General features: G+C 72.0%; 19 protein-coding genes, 1 tRNA gene and 1 pseudogene. 18 read left to right on the top strand and 3 right to left on the bottom strand.

What is annotated here, in order from left to right:
* The 3 genes and pseudogenes from D471_RS41945 to D471_RS0120640 all read left to right on the top strand — a co-directional run.
* Positions 1 to 168: pseudogene (locus tag D471_RS41945) on the top strand (ATP-binding protein); the annotation flags it as partial.
* Between the two features lie 89 nt (positions 169 to 257).
* Positions 258 to 803 (top strand): DinB family protein, encoded by a 546-nt coding sequence (locus D471_RS0120645; RefSeq protein WP_017600380.1) that lies wholly within the window; start codon positions 258 to 260, stop codon positions 801 to 803.
* 104 nt (positions 804 to 907) lie between these two features.
* Positions 908 to 1,987 carry an RNA ligase (ATP) gene (locus D471_RS0120640; protein WP_017600379.1) on the top strand — a complete coding sequence of 360 codons (1,080 nt, stop codon included), beginning with the start codon at positions 908 to 910 and terminating at the stop codon, positions 1,985 to 1,987.
* A 55-nt stretch (positions 1,988 to 2,042) separates the two neighbouring features.
* Here the strand turns inward: D471_RS0120640 and D471_RS0120635 are convergent, their stop codons facing one another.
* Both D471_RS0120635 and D471_RS0120630 read right to left on the bottom strand, forming a co-directional pair.
* Positions 2,043 to 3,149, bottom strand: a complete 1,107-nt coding sequence (locus D471_RS0120635; protein WP_017600378.1) for an NAD(P)H-dependent flavin oxidoreductase — start codon at positions 3,147 to 3,149, stop codon at positions 2,043 to 2,045.
* Positions 3,149 to 3,748 carry a flavodoxin family protein gene (locus D471_RS0120630; protein ID WP_017600377.1) on the bottom strand — a complete coding sequence of 200 codons (600 nt, stop codon included), beginning with the start codon at positions 3,746 to 3,748 and terminating at the stop codon, positions 3,149 to 3,151. Before D471_RS0120630 ends, D471_RS0120635 begins: the two co-directional genes overlap by 1 nt.
* 135 nt (positions 3,749 to 3,883) lie before the next feature.
* Between D471_RS0120630 and D471_RS0120625 the strand changes: the two genes are divergently transcribed.
* The 8 genes from D471_RS0120625 to D471_RS0120590 all read left to right on the top strand — a co-directional run bounded on the left by D471_RS0120625 (position 3,884) and on the right by D471_RS0120590 (position 11,153).
* A complete protein-coding gene (locus D471_RS0120625; RefSeq protein WP_017600376.1) occupies positions 3,884 to 4,480 on the top strand; it encodes a TetR/AcrR family transcriptional regulator in 597 nt (198 codons plus the stop codon).
* 134 nt (positions 4,481 to 4,614) lie between these two features.
* A complete protein-coding gene (locus D471_RS0120620; protein ID WP_017600375.1) occupies positions 4,615 to 5,028 on the top strand; it encodes a ChaB family protein in 414 nt (137 codons plus the stop codon).
* A gap of 38 nt (positions 5,029 to 5,066) precedes the next feature.
* Complete coding sequence (locus D471_RS0120615; RefSeq protein WP_040690488.1) at positions 5,067 to 5,957, top strand: LysR family transcriptional regulator; 891 nt, start codon at positions 5,067 to 5,069, stop codon at positions 5,955 to 5,957.
* 113 nt (positions 5,958 to 6,070) lie between these two features.
* Entirely contained in the window at positions 6,071 to 7,156 is a 1,086-nt protein-coding gene (locus D471_RS0120610; protein ID WP_026127913.1) for an S-(hydroxymethyl)mycothiol dehydrogenase, read from the top strand.
* The gene (locus D471_RS0120605) at positions 7,153 to 7,785 is read left to right on the top strand and encodes an MBL fold metallo-hydrolase (protein WP_017600372.1); all 633 of its coding nucleotides are present in this window, start codon (positions 7,153 to 7,155) and stop codon (positions 7,783 to 7,785) included. The genes D471_RS0120610 and D471_RS0120605 overlap by 4 nt, the downstream gene beginning before the upstream one ends.
* A 289-nt stretch (positions 7,786 to 8,074) precedes the next feature.
* Positions 8,075 to 8,989, top strand: coding sequence for an STAS domain-containing protein (locus tag D471_RS0120600; RefSeq protein WP_083924271.1), 915 nt, complete (start codon positions 8,075 to 8,077; stop codon positions 8,987 to 8,989).
* A gap of 330 nt (positions 8,990 to 9,319) precedes the next feature.
* Positions 9,320 to 9,523, top strand: a complete 204-nt coding sequence (locus D471_RS0120595; RefSeq protein ID WP_017600370.1) for a cold-shock protein — start codon at positions 9,320 to 9,322, stop codon at positions 9,521 to 9,523.
* A 232-nt stretch (positions 9,524 to 9,755) separates the two neighbouring features.
* Positions 9,756 to 11,153: a DEAD/DEAH box helicase gene (locus D471_RS0120590; RefSeq protein WP_026127912.1), complete on the top strand. Its 1,398-nt coding sequence runs from the start codon at positions 9,756 to 9,758 to the stop codon at positions 11,151 to 11,153.
* A 284-nt stretch (positions 11,154 to 11,437) separates the two neighbouring features.
* On the opposite strand, the gene D471_RS0120585 is transcribed toward D471_RS0120590, so the two are convergent.
* Positions 11,438 to 11,509 (bottom strand) — tRNA-Arg (locus D471_RS0120585).
* Between the two features lie 129 nt (positions 11,510 to 11,638).
* Between D471_RS0120585 and D471_RS0120580 the strand changes: the two genes are divergently transcribed.
* The 7 genes from D471_RS0120580 to D471_RS35350 form a co-directional block, all read left to right on the top strand.
* Positions 11,639 to 12,025, top strand: coding sequence for a response regulator (locus D471_RS0120580; RefSeq protein WP_017600368.1), 387 nt, complete (start codon positions 11,639 to 11,641; stop codon positions 12,023 to 12,025).
* Positions 12,022 to 13,104, top strand: a complete 1,083-nt coding sequence (locus D471_RS0120575) for a DALR anticodon-binding domain-containing protein (RefSeq protein WP_017600367.1) — start codon at positions 12,022 to 12,024, stop codon at positions 13,102 to 13,104. Before D471_RS0120580 ends, D471_RS0120575 begins: the two co-directional genes overlap by 4 nt.
* Before the next feature lie 113 nt (positions 13,105 to 13,217).
* Positions 13,218 to 14,603, top strand: a complete 1,386-nt coding sequence (gene lysA, locus D471_RS0120570; RefSeq protein ID WP_017600366.1) for a diaminopimelate decarboxylase — start codon at positions 13,218 to 13,220, stop codon at positions 14,601 to 14,603.
* Between the two features lie 65 nt (positions 14,604 to 14,668).
* A complete protein-coding gene (locus tag D471_RS0120565; protein ID WP_017600365.1) occupies positions 14,669 to 15,955 on the top strand; it encodes a homoserine dehydrogenase in 1,287 nt (428 codons plus the stop codon).
* Positions 15,956 to 16,296: 341 nt separating this feature from the next.
* Positions 16,297 to 17,355: a threonine synthase gene (thrC, locus tag D471_RS0120560; protein ID WP_017600364.1), complete on the top strand. Its 1,059-nt coding sequence runs from the start codon at positions 16,297 to 16,299 to the stop codon at positions 17,353 to 17,355.
* A gap of 33 nt (positions 17,356 to 17,388) precedes the next feature.
* Positions 17,389 to 18,369 (top strand): homoserine kinase, encoded by a 981-nt coding sequence (gene thrB / locus D471_RS0120555; protein ID WP_017600363.1) that lies wholly within the window; start codon positions 17,389 to 17,391, stop codon positions 18,367 to 18,369.
* Positions 18,370 to 18,791: 422 nt separating this feature from the next.
* On the top strand, positions 18,792 to 19,447 hold a 656-nt coding region (locus D471_RS35350), incomplete at its 3' end, for a Rho termination factor N-terminal domain-containing protein (protein ID WP_040690487.1).

The following is a 19,447-nucleotide window of genomic DNA, read 5'->3' as shown; positions in this document are numbered from 1 at the left end:
CCCCCGGAGCCGATGGTGGGGGACCGGCTCACGGCGGAGAGCGGCCGGGGCCTGGCCCTGGTCGACAGCTTCGCCACCACCTGGGGGGACAACGGGCACCCGAGCATCCGCAAGGTGTGGTTCCACCTGGCCTATGACATGACCGGTAGCTCCTGGCCCGCGGCCTGAGGACCGCCCCGGGGACAGGTGAGCACCGCGCGGCCCCGCCGGGCACACGCCTCCGGTGGAATGTCGCTACGGTGCCGGACACTGGTGCCATGACACAGCAGCCGCCACGCTCGTTCAGTCCCCAGTGGCAGGGGTCCGACCGGCCCGAACTCCCCCGAACCGGTACCGAGCGCGAGGTGCTCACCGCCTACCTCGACTGGCACCGCGCCACCCTGGAGGCCAAGTGCGCGGGGCTGACCGCGGCCCAGCTCTCCGGCCGCGCCGCGGCCCCCTCGACGCTGAGCCTGCACGGCCTCGTCCGCCACCTGGCGGATGTCGAGCGGTGGTGGCTGCGTGTCCAGTTCGCGGGGGAGGACCTGCCTCTGCTGCACTACTCCGAGGACGATCCGGACCAGGACTTCGACGACCTGGACGGTGACCCCGCCGAGGCGTTCGCGGTGTGGCGCGGGGAGGTGGAGCGGGCGAGGGAGATCGTCGACCGCGCCGCCACCCTCGACGAACTGGCGGCGGCCCCGCGCTCGGGCGGTCCCATCCAGCTCCGGGCGATCCTGGTGAAACTCGTCGCCGAGTACGCGCGGCACAACGGGCACGCCGACTTGTTGCGCGAGAGCGCGGATGGGGCCGTCGGCGTCTGAGACCGGGCCGAAAACCCTTTGCCGCCTCGCACGGGCCGCCCCCACAGTGGACCCACCCCCTCGAAGCGCCGACCGAGGGCGCTTCCCGGTCAAGAAGGAGTCCCATGTCCACCCTGCGGGTCACCGCCGAACGGCTCACGATCCACCCGCACCCCGACGCGGACGCGCTGGAGCTCGCGCAGGTGGGTCTGTTCCACGCGGTCGTCGCCAAGGGCAGGTACCGCACCGGGGACTGGGCCGTCTACATCCCCGAAGGCGCACTGCTGCCGGACGACCTGATCGAGGAACTCGGCCTGACGGGCAGACTGGCCGGCGCCCGGAAGAACCGGGTCACGGCGATCCGGCTGCGCGGACGGCTCTCCCAGGGCATCGTGTGCGTGCCCGAACGCCTCTCGCACGTCGACCTGGCCGCCGCGCACGAGGCGGGGACCGACTTCGCCGGGGAACTCGGGGCCACCAAGTGGGTGCCGGAGGTCCCCGTGCACATGAGCGGTGAACTCGTGCCCGCGGCGGACCTCATGCCCTGGATCGAGATCGAGAACGTCAAGCGCTACCCCGACACCTTCGCCGAGGGGGAGCCGGTCGTGGCCACGGAGAAGATCCATGGGACGGCCTGCCTGTTCACCCTGGTCGCGGGTACCGGGGAGGAGTTCGTCTCGTCCAAGGGCTTCGGTTCCAAGCGGCAGGGGCTGGCCCGCACGGAGGAGAACCTGTACTGGAAGGCCGTGGTCACCCACGACGTGCCGAAAGCGGCACGGGCGATCGCCGAGCGGTTCGGAGCCGCCCGCGTGGGTGTGTTCGGTGAGGTGTTCGGCTCCGGGGTACAGGACCTGAGGTACGGGGAGACCGCGCGCGGCGAGCGTCCCGGGTACGCGGTGTTCGACGTCGCGGTGGACGTCGGCGGGGCACGCACCTGGGTGGACGCCGCGGAGCTGCATGAGCTGCTGGAGTCGGTGGGGCTGCCCGTCGTGCCGCGGCTGTTCGAGGGCGGGTACGACGAGGCCGCGCTGCTGGCGGCGGCGCGCGGATCCGAGACGTGGAGTGGGAAGTCGCTGCACATCCGCGAGGGTCTGGTGGTCCGGCCCGCCCGCGAACGGTACTCGCCGGTCCTCGGCGGGCGCGCCATCGCCAAGTTCGTCTCCGACGACTACCTCACCCGCAAGGGCGGCACGGAGTACGAGTGAACCGCCACGGGCGGGCACGACGGGGCCGTGCCCGCCCACCGAGGATGCCCCGCGCCTACAACGGGGCGCCGAGCGCCTTCTCGGCGCCGGCCACGAGCGCCGCCAGGTAGTCCCCGGCGGCACCGCCGGAGGCGAGGAGGGCGGACTGACCGGACCACAGGTTGAGCAGGTCGGGACGTCCCAGTTCCGCGGCCTTGGTCCGGATCGGCAGCATGAGGTTGTTCTGCGCCGGATAGGGCGGGACCCGGTCCTCGGCGTCGGCCATCGCGCGCACCAGGTCGTTGGCGATCCCCCTGGCCGGGCGTCCGGAGAAGAGCCGGGTGAGCACGGTGGTCTCCGCCCGTTCCGAGGCCAGCGCGGTCCGGTGGACCGGGCTCGCGCCCGATTCCTCGGTCCGGAGGAAGCCGGTCCCCACCTGGACGCCGTCGGCGCCCAGGGTCAGGGCGGCCGCGACGCCGCGCCCGTCGGCGATCCCGCCCGCCGCGACCACCGGCACGGTCACCGCGTCGCTCACCTGGGGGACCAGGGAGAACGTTCCGACGAGCGACTCGCGCACGGGGGCCAGGAACGAGCCGCGGTGTCCGCCCGCGTCGCTGCCGGAGGCCACGACCACGTCACACCCGGCCTCCTGAAGCGCGCGGGCCTCGGCGACCGTGGTGGCCGTGCCGACGATCGGTGCGCCGATCCGCCGAGCGCCCTGGACCAGCCGCTGGGGCGGCAGGCCCATCACGACGCTGATCACCGGGGGGCGGGCCGCCAGGACCGCGTCCACCTGGGCGTCGAAGTCCACCCGGGCGTTGACGGTGTCCAGGTCGGGCGGGGTGAGCCCGAACCCGGAGTAGTGGGCGGCGAGCCGGTCGGTGTGCGTGGTCAGCGTCGCCGTGTCGGGGACGGGCCGCTCCTCCTCGGCGCGGGGGATCCACAGGTTGACGGAGAACGGCGCCGAGGTGCCCGCGCGGATCCGGTCCACCAGGGGGCCGATCCGGTCGGGGGCCATGGCGTGCACGCCGTATGACCCCAGGCCGCCGGCCTCGGAGACGGCGACGGTGAGTTCGGCTGTGGACAGCCCGCCGCCGAACGGCCCTTGGATCACGGGATAGCGGGTGCCGAGAACGCTCGTGAGGGCGGTTCCGGGCTTCGTCCCGTGGCTCGACTCCGGCATCAGGCTGCCACCGCCGCGCGCCCGCGCTCGAACCGCACGGCGACCTGCGCGACGTGGGCGCCCAGGTGTTCGGCCGTGCGCAGATCGGCGTCGCGGGGAGCCTGGTCGGGGCCCAGGTCGGAGGGGGACTGGGCCATGGCCCCGGTGAAGCCCGCCAGCCGGTTGAGGTCGTCGCCGCTGCCCTGGCTGGAGTACTCGCCGCCCGGGGCCAGGCCGAGCGGGACCCAGAGCATGCCGTGCTGTGCGGCGAACACCGCGAGGGCGCTGAGCGCGGTGTCCTTGTTGCCGTTGATCCCGGCGGAGTTGGTGAAGCCGGCCGCGAGCTTGCCCTGCCAGCGGCGCTCCTGCCAGATGGGGGCGGTGGCCTCGGCGAACGTCTGGAAGACGGCGGAGGTGGCGCCCATGTAGGTGGGGCTGCCGAACACGATCGCGTCGGCGGTGTCGAGGGCGGACCACAGGGCGTCGCCGGGGGCGGTGACGTCGTGCAGTGAGGAACGGGCGCCGCTCGTGTTCCCGGCTCCCCGGGCGACCGCCTCGGCCTGGCGTGCGGTGTGGCCATAGCCGCTGTGGAAGGCGACGGCGACTCGGACATCGTGCATGGGGGACTTCTCTCCCTTGGGTCGGGTGGGCTCGGCGGCCCATGACGGGACAAACATAGACGACCGGTCAACTATTTTGCAACGCCTGGGCTGTGATCCCACGCGAGTAGTTGACCGGCCGTATATCCTCGGCCCATGGGACGGACGAGCGACGCGAGGGAACGCATCCTGGACTCCTCGCGCAGACTCATGCGCACACGTGGCTACACGGCCCTCGGCGTCGCGGAGATCTGCGCCGACGCCGGGGTGAAGAAGGGCAGTTTCTACTACTTCTTCGACTCCAAACAGGCCCTGACCGTCGAGACGGTCGACGGGCACTGGGCCGAGGAGCGCCGCGTGCTGGAGGCGGCCCTGGCCGAACCCGACGGCCCCGTCGAGCGGCTCCGCGCCCTGGTCGAGTGCCTGATCGGCACACAGCGCACCGACCACAGCGAGTCGGGCGCGATCCACGGGTGCCTCTACGGCAACCTCGCCCTGGAGTTGAGCGGGCAGGAGCCGCAGGTGCGTCGGCGTCTGGCCGAGGTGTTCGACGAACAGGTCGGCATGGTCGCCCGCCTGATCGGTGCGGCGCGGGAGGCGGGGCTGGTCGGACGGGAGGCCGGAGCGGACGCCCTGGCCAGGTCGATGGTCGCGCAGATCGAGGGCACGGTGCTGCTGGCCCGGGTGCGCAACGACCCCGCCCTCCTGGACGAGGTCTGGCCGAGCGTGGAACGGCTGCTGGGCCTGGCCTGACCGATCGCGGAGCGGGGCGCGCCACGCCTCCGCGTCTCCTGACCGGAACCGGCGGTCACCGACGTTTGCCCTCCCGGACCTCGGGCAGGGCGACCGGTAGACCGGAAACCGCCCGACACGAGGGGGTGGGCGCGATGCCCGGTTCCAGCGAACTCCCGGACACGCTGCGGCGGTCGTCGAGGAAGGCCCAGCGCACGTGGATCAAGGCGCACGACTCGGCCGTGGAGCAGTACGGGGAGGGAGAACGGGCCCACCGTGTCGCGTTCGCGGCGGTCAAGCACGAGTTCGAGAAGCACGGTGACCGATGGGTCCCCAAACAGAGGTCGGGCCCGTCGGACGCCCAGGCGGAGAACCCCGAGGCCAAGAAGCGGGGCAGGGCGCGCCCGACCGCCGGGGGCGTGGACGCCAACGCCACGAAGGAGCACCTCTACGAGCGGGCGCGCCAGCTGGACATCCCCGGTCGTTCGAAGATGGACAAGGACGAGCTCGTGCGGGCACTGCGCGAGGAGAACAGGCGGAGGACCGCCCGCGCGCGTGACTCGTCCTGACACGCGCACGACCGCCCGGAGACCGTAGTCTGGCGCGCGTGGAACTACGACAGTTGCGGCACTTCGTCGCGGTGTGCGAGGAACAGCACTTCACCCACGCCGCCGAGTGCCTCGGCATCACCCAGTCCGGCCTGTCCGCGTCGATCCGGTCCCTCGAACGCGACCTGGACACCCAGCTGCTGCTGCGCACCACCCGGCGGGTGACGCCCACTCCGACCGGGCGGCTGCTCCTCGCCGAGGCCCAGCGGATCCTCGCCGCCGCCGACGGGCTGCGGGAACTGGTCACCGACGACCAGCGCGTGCGGGGCACGTTGTCGCTGGGCACCGAACAGTGCATGGGCGTGGTCGACGCGGTTCCGCTGCTGCACCGCTACCGTGCGCTGCACCCCGAGGTGACCCTCAACCTCCAGCAGGCGGCCACCGAAGAGCTGCTCACCCAGATCCGTGCCGGGCACCTGGACACCGCGCTGGTGGCGGGCACCCTGCACGAAGGCGGGGGCGTGCGGATCCTGCGCATCACGGAGGAGCCGATGATGCTGCTCTCGGCCCCCGACCACCCCCTTGACGAGGACGACGTGCTGGGTCGTCTGGCCAGGGAGGAGTACGTCGACCTGCACCCCGGCTGGGGCGCCCGCGACTGCGCCGACCGGGCCTTCGCCGAATTCGGGATCGCCCGGCGCGTGGCGCTCCAGGTCAACGACGTCTACACCCTGTTGGACCTGGTGCACCGGGGCATGGGCGTGGCGGTGGTGCCTCGGCCGGTCCTGGACAAACCGCAGGCCGGGGGGCTGCGCAGCGTGGCGCTGCCCGGCGGGACCCGATGGGCGGTGGGCCTGGCGCTGCCCCGGGACGCCCGCCCCTCCATCGCCACACGGGCCTTCCTCGACCTCCTGGGCACCGAACACCCGATTCATGAATCGGGCCACTGAATCCCAGACATCTCACATGTTGGACATGCTCACCTCGGGTGATGCATGGTGATGCCCCAGGCGGCGCGCACCGGCGCGTCGCGCGAAGAGCCACGTGTTGGGAGCGTCTGCCCATGTCGCAGCGAGTATCCGGCGTGATCTCCCGGGCCAAGGGGGAACCCGTCGAACTGACCACGATCGTCGTCCCCGATCCCGGGCCCGGCGAGGCCGTGGTCGACGTCCAGGCCTGCGGGGTGTGCCACACCGACCTGCACTACCGCGAGGGCGGCATCAACGACGAGTTTCCCTTCCTTCTCGGCCACGAGGCCGCGGGCGTGGTGGAGTCCGTCGGTCCGGACGTCACCTCGGTCGCCCCCGGTGACTTCGTGGTCCTCAACTGGCGGGCGGTGTGCGGGAACTGCCGTGCCTGCCGCCGGGGCCGTCCCCAGTACTGCTTCGACACCCACAACGCCACCCAGCCGATGACCCTCGAAGACGGCACCGCGCTCTCCCCGGCCCTGGGCATCGGTTCCTTCGCCGAGAAGACCCTCGTGGCCGCCGGTCAGTGCACCAAGGTGGACCCCGAGGCCTCGCCGGCCGCGGCCGGGCTGCTCGGTTGCGGGATCATGGCGGGCATCGGCGCCGCCATCAACACCGGAGGGGTGGGCCGGGGCGACTCGGTGGCCGTCATCGGCTGCGGCGGCGTGGGCAGCGCGGCGGTGGTCGGGGCCCACCTGGCCGGAGCCGCGCGGATCATCGCCGTGGACCTGGAGGAGCGCAAGCTCGACTGGGCCCGCGGGTTCGGCGCCACGCACACCGTCAACGCCCGTGACACCGACCCGGTGGCGGCGATCCGCGAGCTCACCGGCGGGTTCGGCGCCGACGTGGTCATCGACGCCGTCGGTCGGCCGGAGACCTACGAGCAGGCCTTCTACGCCCGTGACCTGGCGGGCACCGTCGTCCTGGTCGGCGTGCCCACCCCGGAGAAGCGCCTGGAGCTTCCGCTGCTGGACGTGTTCGGCCGCGGCGGCGCCCTGAAGTCCTCCTGGTACGGCGACTGCCTGCCCTCGCGCGACTTCCCGATGCTCGTCGACCTCTACCGGCAGGGCCGCCTGGACCTGGACGGGTTCGTCACCGAGGAGATCGGTCTGGGCGACGTCGAGGCGGCGTTCGCGCGCATGGAGCGCGGCGAGGTCCTGCGGTCGGTGGTGCGGCTGTGAGCGGCGCACGAGTGGAGCACCTGAGCACCTCCGGGGTGTTCACCCTGGACGGCGGGTCCTGGGAGGTGGACAACAACGTCTGGCTGATCGGCGACGGCGACGAGGTCGTCGTGGTGGACGCCCCGCACGAGGCCGCTCCCATCCTGGCGGCCGTGGCCGGGCGCCGGGTGGTGGCCGTGGTGTGCACGCACGCGCACAACGACCACGTCAACGCGGCCGTGGAGGTGGCCGAGGCCACGGGCGCGCCCATCCTGCTGCATCCGGACGACCGGGTGCTGTGGGACATGACCCACCCGGACCGCGCACCCGACGGCGCGCTGGCGGACGGGCAGAGCGTCGAGGTCGCGGGGACGGAGCTGACCGTGCTGCACACACCGGGCCACGCGCCGGGCGCGGTGTGCCTGTACGCACCCGCGCTGGGGGCGCTGTTCAGCGGTGACACCCTGTTCCAGGGCGGGCCCGGGGCCACGGGACGGTCCTACTCCGACTTCCCGACCATCGTCGCCTCCATCCGCGACCGTCTGCTGACCCTGCCGTCGGACACGCGGGTGCACACCGGGCACGGACCCTCCACCACCATCGGCGCCGAGGCGCCGCACCTCCAGGAGTGGATCGACCGAGGCCACTGACGACCGCCGGGGCCGCCCTCGGCGGCGGCTCCGGCAACCGGAACGCCGCGCGCATCCGTGCGCGAGTCCACTCGGATCGGCTCCGAGCTTTGCACTTTCCGCGCCCTCGTGATGACCTTCGTCGGCCTACTGTGAGAAGGGACAAGGACGGCTCTCGGGCCCGTCGGCACTCCGCACCGCGGTGCCGGGGGAGTGCGGAAGGCACAGGGCTCGGGCGGACCATCCGCTCCCCTCCCGCCTGGAAGTGTGTTCGGAAGACGGCTTCCCGGAGTTATGGACGCGTTGCCCCATGCCACACCTCACCGCACATCCGCCCGCAGCCTCCGCCACGCCTCCATCGGTTCCCCGGCTGCGTCTGCATCCCGTCCCGGGCCGCGGCAGTGTGCTCGACGGAGGCTGGTGGCCCCGCTCCGGGGACCCCGTCGCGGAGTTGCCGGGGCTGGTCCTGGCACTGGACGAGTACCGGGGAACAGTCCAAACACTCGATCTGGGAGTGGCTGGTTGGAAGCGGCGTCCCGGTCTCCTGGAGGTCGCCGGGCGCGCGATCAGGCTCTCCTGGTCCCCCCTTGCCCCCTTCGACCTGCTGATCGCCGTCGGGAGCAACGGGGCGCACACGAGACTGCTCGTGGTGCCTCCCGGTGTGGACGATTTCGTGGCCCGCTCGGCCATGGAGGTCGCCTCGCGGGCGACGAACACCGATCAGGCCTCAGAGATCATGGCCACCGCGAGCGCGTCCCTGCGTCCACCTCTGTCCCCCGCCGAGACGGATTGGGAATCCGAGGGAGGCATCCTCCACCCCGCGGGCGGACACGGAACCGGCGTGCCCCGGGCCCGGAGGCGGACCCATCGGCCACGGGGCCCCGCACCGGTCTCCATGGTCGTCAGGCTGTCGGGCGAGGTGGACCTGTACACCGTCCCGCGGCTCCAGAAGCGGCTCCTGGAGGCTCTCCGTCCCGGAACGGGCCTGGTGGCCGTGGACTTGTCCGCCGTCACCTTCTTCGGCGCGGCCGGCATCGCTCTCCTGGTGGTAGCGCAGGCTCAGGCCGACCGGTTGGGCATCGACCTCAGGTTGGCCGCGCCCGGGCCCCAGACCCGAAGGGTCTTGGACATCACGGGTATGCACGCCTTCCTTCCAACCCACCAGACCCTCGCGGAAGCCCTGGTCGTGGGCGGATCGCTGAGGGGATCGGGGCCCGAACACTGATGTTCCGGCTCTGCCGGGGTGCCGTCGACGAGCGCGCCCCGGGCCGGGCACGGGCCCGAGTCCGTGGGCCGAGAACCGGGAATCCGACTCCGAAAAACGCGGGACACGCCACGGAGAACCGGATCCCGACATATTTTTCCCTCGTTTCGATACCACACACGCCGGTGCCCTTCGACACATCGATTTTCCGAGACAGGGAGGTCTTCGTGTGTTAGGTTCTAAGGAGTTGCAGTAGTGAGCCCGATGGATGCACGCCTCCTCGGGAGATCGCCGCGGTGACGGGGAAATCGTCATCTGCGGTTTTCTTCATTTTCGACGAGAGGTGCCATCATGGCGACCGGTACGGTCAAGTGGTTCAACAGCGACAAGGGCTTTGGCTTCATCCAGCAGGACGGCGGCGGCCCCGACGCCTTCGCCCACTACTCGAGCATCCAGGCCACGGGCTACCGTGAGCTGGTCGAGGGCCAGGCCGTGCAGTTCGACGCCGTCGCCGGGTCCAAGGGCCCCCAGGCCGAGAACATCACCCTGATCTAGGGGAGCCGACGCTCCTCCAGCGGTGGGGTCCGCCCTACGGGCGCAGGACCCCACCGCTTTTCTTTGTCCGCCGGATTTCCCGCCGTCGTTCTCCGACCGCGCCGGCCGCTCCGCGCCCCGGAACTCTCCGGGCGGGCGCGGACATCATTCTCATTCATCCGGCGTCCCCGGTTTCCCCCTGCGAGGCCGCGAGGCCTCCCGCCCGGCGAACGCCGTCGGCGAAAGGCCACACATGAGTCATCCCTACCGCACCGGTATGAGCCGCAGCCGCCCCACGCGGGGAAACGGCGGACGGCGCCCCCACGGCGGCGGCCGCGCGCGTGGCGGCGCCGGCCCCTCCGGGGAGTTCGCGCTCCCCGTCACCGTCACCCCGGCGCTGCCGCCGGCGGAGTCCTTCGAAGCGCTGGACATGCCCGCACCGTTGAAGCGGACCCTGGCCCGACAGGGCCTGACCACCCCTTCCGAGATCCAGGCGGCGACGCTGCCGAACTCCCTGGCCGGGCGTGACGTGCTGGGCCGCAGCCGGACCGGGTCGGGTAAGACCCTGGCCTTCGGACTGGCCCTGCTCGCCCGGCTCGACGGGCGCGCCGCGGAGCCCCGACGGCCCCTGGCCGTCGTGCTCGCACCGACCCGTGAGCTGGCCCAGCAGGTCGCCGACTCCCTGGAGCCCTACGCGCGGTCGGTGGGAGTGCGTACCACCACCGTCGTGGGCGGTATGCCGATCCACCGCCAGGCCGGCGCCCTGCGCCGGGGAGTCCACCTGGTCGTGGCCACACCGGGACGGCTGCGCGACCTGATGGAGCGCGGCGACTGCGTCCTGGACCGGGTGGAGTCAGCCGTCCTGGACGAGGCCGACCAGATGACCGACATGGGTTTCATGCCGCAGGTCACCGCGATCCTCCAACAGGTCCCGGCCGACGGACGGCGCATGCTGTTCTCGGCCACCCTGGACCGCAACGTGGACACCCTGGTCCGTCGTTTCCTCGACGACCCGGTGGTTCACTCGGTCGATCTGTCCGAGGGCGCCGTCTCCACCATGGAACACCACGTCATGTACGTGTCGTCGGCGACCAAGCAGGACGTCGCGACCCGGATCGCGGCCCGCGAGGGCCGCGTGATCATGTTCCTCGACACCAAGCGCGCGGTGGACCGGATGGCCGAGCACCTGCTCGCCAACGGGGTCCTCGCCGCTCCCCTGCACGGCGGCCGCAGCCAGCCACAGCGGACCCGCACCCTCGACCAGTTCAAGAGGGGCGACGTCACGGCGCTGATCGCGACCAACGTGGCGGCGCGCGGCATCCACGTGGACGGCCTGGACCTGGTGGTCAACATCGACCCGCCCACCGACCACAAGGACTACCTGCACCGGGGAGGGCGCACCGCCCGGGCTGGGGAGTCCGGCAACGTGGTCACGCTCGTACTGCCCAGGCAGCGGCGCGACATGACCCGGATGATGGGTCTGGCCCGGATCGAGCCGCGCACCCTGGCGGCGGCCACCGGGGACCCCGTGGCCGCCGAGGTGACCGGGGCGCGCGAGCCCTCGGGAGAGCCGGTCACCGTGCGGTCCTCCGCTCCCCGGGAGCGCAGCCGTGGCCGGGCCCCGCGCGGACGCCGCCGTCCGCGCCGCTGATCCGGAACGCGCTGGGCCCCGCGACACGTGTCGCGGGGCCCAGCGCGTGTTCCGCGGGCCGCGTCGAAGGTCGGGAAGGGCCGAACGACCGCAGGATCGCCAAGGCGACGGGTCGCGGACGCCGACCCGGAGGAGGACGACGACCGGATCGCCCGGGGGCCCACGCATTGCTCACGCGCGACCAGCGGTCGACGACGGAGGGCCGGACTCAGTGGCACTGAGTCCGGCCCTCTCCTCACGTCTGCGCGCGGTTCGCCAGCTGTGTGGTGCTGGTCCGCGTGAAGTGCCCCCTGCAGGATTCGAACCTGCGCACACGGCTCCGGAGGCCGTTGCTCTATCCCCTGAGCTAAGGGGGCGCGCTGCGTGAACAACTGTAGCAGGGGCTCCGCGCGGTTCGTCCAATCGAATGCGCGCGCTCCCCCGAGCCGCGCCGATCCCGGCAATCCAGTGGTGCCCCGTCCCCCCACAGCGGTAGTGTCGCGCCCGTGAACGCCCTACCCGCACGGGTTCTCGTCGTCGAGGACGACGAGGTGATCCGGGAACTGATCCGACTGAACCTCGAACTGGAGGGGTTCGAGGTCTTCACCGCGGTCGACGGGCAGGACTGCCTCGACCGCGCCGGGCACATCGATCCGCACGTCGTCACGCTCGACGTCATGATGCCCCGCCTGGACGGCTGGGCGGCGGCCGAGTCCCTGCGCGCCGACGCGCGCACCCGGGACTGCAAGCTCGTCCTGGTCACCGCCCGCGCCCAAGGGGACGACCACCGACGCGGGGAACGGATCGGCGTGGACGCCTACGTCACCAAGCCCTTCGACCCCGACGACCTGGTCGACGTCATCCGGGGCCTCGTCGACGGGGACGACGCGTGACCCCCTGGACCCTGGAAACCGCCCTGCGCCGGGCCGCGGTCCGCGCCTTCGACCTGGCCCCCGACGCCGTCCCCCTCGTGTGGCCGCGCAACGACCACGCCGACGAGGGCGCTGACGCGGCGAGCGCGCTGCCGCTCCGACTCATGCGCCTGGTCGACGACGGGGCACGGCGCTCCCGGCCGCTGACGGTCGCCGGACGCGTCGCCGCCCAGCTCCCCCTCATGCGCGACGAGGGCCTGGTCGACTTCGCCCGGACGTTCACCGACGCGCGCGGGTTCGTCAACGTCGTGTTCACCCACGAGCAGTCCCGCGACCTACTGGCCGCGGCCGCCGACGGCCCCCGGTTCCTCACCGGCCGTGCCTGGGACGGCACCGGGGAGTGGCCGGACACGCCGCTGCACGACGCGGTTCCCGTGGCCCAGGCGCGGCGCCTGGCCAGGGCGGACGCCCGCAAACGGCTGACCCTCGCGGTCGGGGGGGAGCCCCCTCCGCCGGGACCCGGCGACGCCGAGGTCTCCTGGCGCGACCCCTACCTGGACGGAGGCAGCGCGGAGCCGATCACCCCCGCCGCGCGGGTCCTCGGCGCCATCGGCGAGGCCAGTGCGCGTGTCGCCTTCTGCCGCTCGATCCCCGAGCGCCCCAAGGAGGCCGAGACGACCGGCCGCGACCTGCCCGTGCTCCCCTCAGCGGACCGTCCGGGGGCCTGGGCCCGTCTCACCGACGCCAACCCCGCCTTCCGCCTGCGCTACGCCCACGCCCACGCGCTCAGCCGGGCCCGCTGGGCACGGGAGGGAGCTCCCCCCCTCGTGGGCTGCCCACGGCACGCCGCCAGGGTGCGCGGCCTCCTCTTCGACGGCGCCAGCTCGGTGGACACGGCGGCGCGCCGAGAGGAACCCCATATCCTGGTCAGATACCTGGAGGCACTGGCCAGTGCCTACGATGAGTGGCGAACGTGCCCCACAGCCGATCCCGAGGGGGCGGAGGGGGCCGCCGCGGACCCGGCGCTGCCAGCCGCCGTCGCCGGAGTCCTGCGCACCGGGCTCTTCCTGCTCGGGGTGTCGGCGCCCACAAGGCTGTAGACATCCCGCCCCGCCCGACGGGCCGCCCCAATTCCTTTGTCCCTACCGGGTAAGTGGACAATAGGTGGGGGCCTCCACCGCCAGTACAGCCGCATCCCAGCCGAAAGCCCATCATGAGCCGCTACGCCCACCCCGCCGGATCACGCCACGCGGAGATCCTGCCGGAGGACAACCCGCCGATGCCGCCCGAGGACCTCATCGGCCTCGACCCCCGGGTGTGGCCCGCCACCGCGCGGCGCGCGGACGGCGAGGTCGCCGTCGGCGGCGTCGGTGTGCGAGAACTCGCCGAGACGTACGGCACCCCCCTCTTCGTCGTGGACGAGGAGGACTTCCGGGGCCGCGCCCGCGACTACCGCAACGCCTTCACCGACGCCGACGTCTACTACGCGGGCAAGGCCCTGCTGACCAAGGCCGTCGCGCGCTGGGTGGTCGAGGAGGGCCTCAAGCTCGACGTGTGCTCCGGGGGCGAGCTCGCCGTCGCCCTGGCCGCGGGTGTCCCCGCCGAACGGGTGGGCATGCACGGCAACAACAAGTCGACCGCGGAGCTGCGCCGCGCCGTCGAGGTCGGGGTCGGCCGCGTCATCATCGACTCCCTCGACGAGATCGAGCGCCTGGAGGCCGTCGCCGCCGAGTTCGACCGCCGTCCCAAGGTCCTCATCCGCGTCACCACCGGCGTCGAGGCCCACACCCACGAGTTCGTCGCCACCGCGCACGACGACCAGAAGTTCGGCTTCGCGCTGAGCACCGGAGCCGCCGCCGAGGCCGTCCGCCGCGTGCTCGACGCGCCCCACCTGGAACTGGTCGGCCTGCACTCACACATCGGCTCGCAGATCTTCGACACCTCCGGCTTCGAGGTCGCGGCCCGCCGCCTCACCCGCTTCCTCACCGGAGTCCACCAGGACCTGGGCGTCACCCTCGCCGAACTCGACCTCGGCGGTGGCCTCGGCATCGCCTACACCTCCGGGGACGACCCGCTCGACCCCAAGAGCATCGCCGAGAGCCTCACCGCGATCGTGCGCCGCGAGTGCGAGGAGGCCGGGCTGCCCGTGCCCCGCATCGCGGTCGAACCGGGCCGCGCCATCGCGGGTCCCGCCGGGATCACCGTCTACGAGGTCGGTACCGTCAAGGACGTCGAGGGCATCCGCACCTACGTGAGCGTCGACGGCGGTATGAGCGACAACATCCGCACCGCCCTCTACGGTTCCGAGTACACCAGCCAACTGGTGTCCCGCGAGAGCGACGCCGAACCGATGCTCTCCCGCCTGGTGGGCAAGCACTGCGAGAGCGGCGACATCATCGTGCACGACCTCTACCTGCCCGCCGACCTCAGGCCGGGCGACCTGGTGGCGGTCGCCGCCACCGGCGCCTACTGCTACTCCATGGCGAGCAACTACAACCACCTGCCCCGACCCGCCATGGTCGCGGTCCGGGACGGGAAGGCGAGGGTCATCGTACGCAGGGAGACCGAGGAGGACCTCCTCCGCCTCGACGTAGGCTGAACCGGCCGCCGACGCGGCGCGGCCGCGCGACGGTAGGACACGAGAGAAGTGGGAGTCACGCCCAAATGGCGATGAAGGTGGCGCTGCTCGGATGCGGCGTTGTGGGCGCGGAAGTCGTCCGCCTGATCGAGGAGCAGTCCGACGAGCTGGCCGCGCGTGTGGGCACGCGGATCGAGGTCGGCGGCATCGCGGTCCGGCGCATGGACCGGGACCGCGGTGTCGATCCGGCGCTGCTGACCACCGACGCCACGGCACTGGTCACCCGGCCCGACATCGACCTCGTCGTGGAGGTGATCGGCGGGATCGAACCGGCGCGCTCGCTCATCCTCGCGGCGGTCAAGGCGGGCAAGTCCGTGGTGACGGCCAACAAGGCGCTACTGGCCGAGGACGGTCAGACGCTGCACACGGCCGCCCGCGACGCCGGTGTGGACCTGTACTACGAGGCCGCCGTGGCCGGGGCGATCCCGCTGCTGCGTCCGCTGCGCGACTCCCTGGCGGGGGACCGGGTCAACCGGGTGCTCGGCATCGTCAACGGCACCACGAACTACATCCTCGATCGGATGGACTCCCTGGGTGCCGGGTTCACCGAGTCGCTGGAGGAGGCCCAGGCCCTGGGCTACGCGGAGGCCGACCCGACCGCCGACGTCGAGGGCTTCGACGCCGCGGCCAAGGCCGCGATCCTGGCCCGCCTGGCCTTCCACACCCAGCGGGTCACCGCCGCCGACGTCCACCGCGAGGGCATCACGGCCGTGTCGGCCGCCGACATCGCCAGCGCGCGAGCCATGGGTTGCGTCGTCAAACTCCTGGCGATCTGCCAGCGCTCGGAGGACGGGGGGTCCGTGGGCGTGCGCGTCCACCCGGTGATGCTCCCGGTCGAGCACCCGCTGGCGAGCGTCAAGGAGGCCTACAACGCGGTGTTCGTCGAGGCCGAGTCCGCCGGAAGGCTCATGTTCTACGGCGCGGGTGCCGGGGGCACGCCCACCGCCAGCGCCGTGCTCGGCGATCTGGTCGCCGTGGCGCGCAACCGTCTCGCCCACACCAGCGTGGCCGAGGGAGCGCACGACACAGGGCTCCCCGTGCATGACATGGGCCACACGATCACCAGCTACCACGTCTCCCTGGACGTCGCGGACCGGCCGGGTGTCCTGTCGAAGGTCGCCGAGGTCTTCGCCGACCACGGGGTCTCGATCAAGAACGTGCGCCAGGAGGGCAGCGGCGAGGACGCCCAGCTGGTCCTGGTCAGCCACCCGGCCCCCGACTCCGCGCTCAGCAGCACCGTGGAGCGCCTGCGCGGCCACGAGCTGGTGCGCGAGGTGGCCAGTGTGATGCGTGTGGAGACCTTCGCCGACTGACACCGCTCCGTGCCCGGTCCCGAACGGTCACCCGAGGGGGTTATCGTTCGGGCGCCGGCGGGGTGGTTATGGATGGGACCGCGCCGCAGGCGTCCGTTGGGGGTGGTGGAGGGCGACGGGCGGTCCGAAGCGGAGCGGAGGCCCGAAACGAACACGGCCCAGGGCCGGTGAGGCGTACCCGCTGGTCCGCATGGTGAGATATCCGACCGCGATTCGAGATACTCCGGGTGGGGTCATAGACTCGTAGCTGGTGGCGGCGGCACCGCGACGGTGAACGCCCCGCCGAGTCCATCTGCGCGTCAAGCGAAGCCGCATCCACCCGAAAGGGAACAGTCGTGAGCATGGCACGGGCGTGGCGAGGGGTCGTCGAGGAGTACCGCGACCGCCTCCCCGTCAACGAGAACACCCCCGTCGTCACCCTTCAGGAGGGTGGCACGCCCCTGCTCCCGGCCACGCGTGTGTCCGAGCTGACGGGCTGCGACGTCCACCTCAAGGTGGAGGGCCTCAACCCCACCGGTTCCTTCAAGGACCGCGGTATGACCATGGCCATCACCAAGGCCGCCGAGGAGGGCGCCAAGGCCGTGATCTGCGCCTCCACCGGCAACACCAGCGCCAGCGCCGCCGCCTACGCCATCCGCGCGGGCATGACCTGCGCCGTGCTCGTGCCACAGGGCAAGATCGCCATGGGCAAGCTCGCCCAGGCCCTCGTCCACGGCGCCCGCCTGCTCCAGGTGGACGGCAACTTCGACGACTGCCTCGAACTGGCGCGCAAGCTCAGCGTCGACTACCCGGTCGCCCTGGTGAACTCGGTCAATCCCTACCGTCTCCAGGGGCAGAAGACCGCCGCCTTCGAGATCGTCGACGCCCTCGGTGACGCGCCCGACATCCACTGCATCCCCGTGGGCAACGCGGGCAACATCAGCGCCTACTGGATGGGCTACACCGAGTACGCCGAGGACGGGGTCTCCACCCGGCGCCCGCGCATGTTCGGTTTCCAGGCCAGCGGGTCCGCTCCGATCGTCGACGGCGCGCCCGTCACCAGCCCGAGCACCATCGCCACGGCGATCCGTATCGGCAACCCCGCCTCCTGGAAGCTCGCCGAGCAGGCCCGCGACGAGTCCGGCGGCCTCATCGACAAGGTGACCGACCGCGAGATCATGGCCGCCTACAAGCTGCTCGCCGCGGAGGAGGGCGTGTTCGTCGAACTCGCCTCCGCCGCCAGCGTCGCCGGTCTCCTCAAGGCCGCCCAGGCCGGGCGGGTGCCGCGCGGCAGCCGCGTGGTGTGCACCGTCACCGGCAACGGCCTCAAGGACCCCGACTGGGCCCTGGCCGGAGCCGCCTCCGCCACGACCGTCCCGGTGGACGCCCGGGCCGCCGCCGAGGCGCTCGGACTCGTCTGACGCCCCGGGGAATCCCCCTCAGAAGGAACCACGATGATCCCACCGCGCCCCGCACGGGTGACCGTCCACGCGCCGGCCACCAGCGCCAATCTCGGCCCGGGCTTCGACGCCCTCGGCCTCGCCGTACGCCTGTACAACCGGTTCGACGCCGCCTTGCGCGACGATGACCGGATCAACGTCGAGGTCACCGGCGAGGGTGCGGGGGAGGTTCCCCTCGACGAGCGCCATCTCGTGGTGCGCGCCATGCGCGAAGCCTTCGACCGGGCCGGTGAGAAACTACCCGGGATCGACCTGACCTGTGTCAACAACGTCCCGCACGCACGCGGGCTCGGTTCCTCCTCCTCAGCGATCGTCGGCGGCGTCGCCGCGGCGTCCGCCCTGCTGGGCCGGACCGGTCCGGGCGGGGGCCCGGACCGGGACTGGATCTACCGGATCGCCGCGGATATCGAGGGCCATCCGGACAACGTGGCCCCCTGCGTGTACGGCGGCTACACCGTCGCCTACCGCGGCCACGAGGGGTGGGGCGCGGTCTCCCTCGCTCCGGACGCCCGGATCCTGCCCGTTCTGTGCGTTCCCTCGTGGCGGCTGTCCACGGAACGCGCGCGCGGACTGCTCCCGGAACGCGTCACGCACGCCGACGCGTCCTTCAACGCGGGACGTTCCGCGCTCATGACGGCGGCCGTTTGTGGCCACCCCGAAACCCTGTACGCGGCCACCGAGGATCGGCTACACGAGTCCTATCGGGAACCGGCGATGCCGCGTACCCTCGAACTCATCCGTGACCTGCGTGAACGCGATGGGCTGCCCGCCGTGGTCTCCGGCGCGGGGCCGACGGTGCTCGTCCTGTGCGCCGTTTCGGAGGGCGAGGCGCGCGAGGAATCGCCGGAAATCGCCCACCAGATTGATTCGATCAGTCGGCGGGCGGGTAATGATTGGGACATACGCCCCCTGCGCGTCGAGCCGGCGGGGGTGCGGACCCCACTCCCCATCCGTAGCACCTGTGTTGAGGAATAGCCGTGGCCTCTGGTGATGTTAGGCTAGGTGAAGCACCAGATGCCCCGTTGCGGGGCGAGTGCTCATCCGCCACAGCGGCTTCCGCGAACCATACTCCGACGGTCGGATCTGACGATCGTTCGGAGGCGGCGGCCACTGTGTCGAGTCAGCGGTTTCCCCGCGACTGTGCCCACGTCACCAAAGTCAGCACCTCCTCCTCGGATGAGCGTGCCACCACGGCTGACGGGCATCACCACCGAGCCATCCGCCCCGACGTCTGGCTGTACCCAGAGCCCGCCGCGATTGGGTAGGGGACCGTCATCCGCCGGTTTCCAGCATCCACGTGGGGCAAGCCCTACCCGGCCCCTGCCGGATAGCACCACCGGGCCGGCCGCCCAAGCACCAGCTGACGGCCGAGGCCCGCTCCTTGGGAAGGACCCTTAGTGAGCGACACCACCGAACTCCACACGGACGCGGCGGTCGACAGTCAAGCCACCACCGGCGCCTCCGGAGCGGAGGCCGGCGACGCCGCCCCCTCGGGAGCGTCGGCGTCGTCGCGGTCCCGAGCGGCCACGCGCGGGACCGGGCTCGCCGCCCAGAAGCTCCCCGAGCTGCAAAAGCTCGCGTCGAGCATGGGCATCACCGGTGCGGGGCGCATGCGTAAGAGCGACGTCATCGCCGCGATCGAGGCCAAGCAGGGCGGCCCCGTCGCCGCGCCCACGAAGGCCAAATCCGCGAAGAAGGCCGATGCGGAGCCCGCGGCCGGTAAGGTCGAGGCAACCGACGGCCAAGCCAAGACCATGACCTCCGCTACGTCGGACAACGGCGACACCGCACGAACGAGTGCGGGTGAGCGGCCGTCGGGCCAGGCCGTGGCCGAATCCCAGGGTGGGCGGGGCGACAAGCCGTCCCGCAGCCGCCGTTCGTCCCGCAGGCGCGGAGACGAGTCCGGTGACCAGCCCCGGTCGGCGGACGGCACCGACTCCACTACCTCCGCGAGCAGCGTGACCAAGACATCCAGCACCCCCCAGAAGAACGGCCCCGACACCTCCGAGGACCGTGAGACGAGGTCCGGGCAGGGTCGCGAGCGCCAGCGCAA

Source organism: Nocardiopsis lucentensis DSM 44048 (assembly GCF_000341125.1).
GTDB classification, from domain to species: Bacteria; Actinomycetota; Actinomycetes; order Streptosporangiales; family Streptosporangiaceae; genus Nocardiopsis; species Nocardiopsis lucentensis.
The sequence above is the reverse complement of the archived record's forward strand: the minus strand, read 5'-3'. Positions and strand labels throughout refer to the sequence as shown.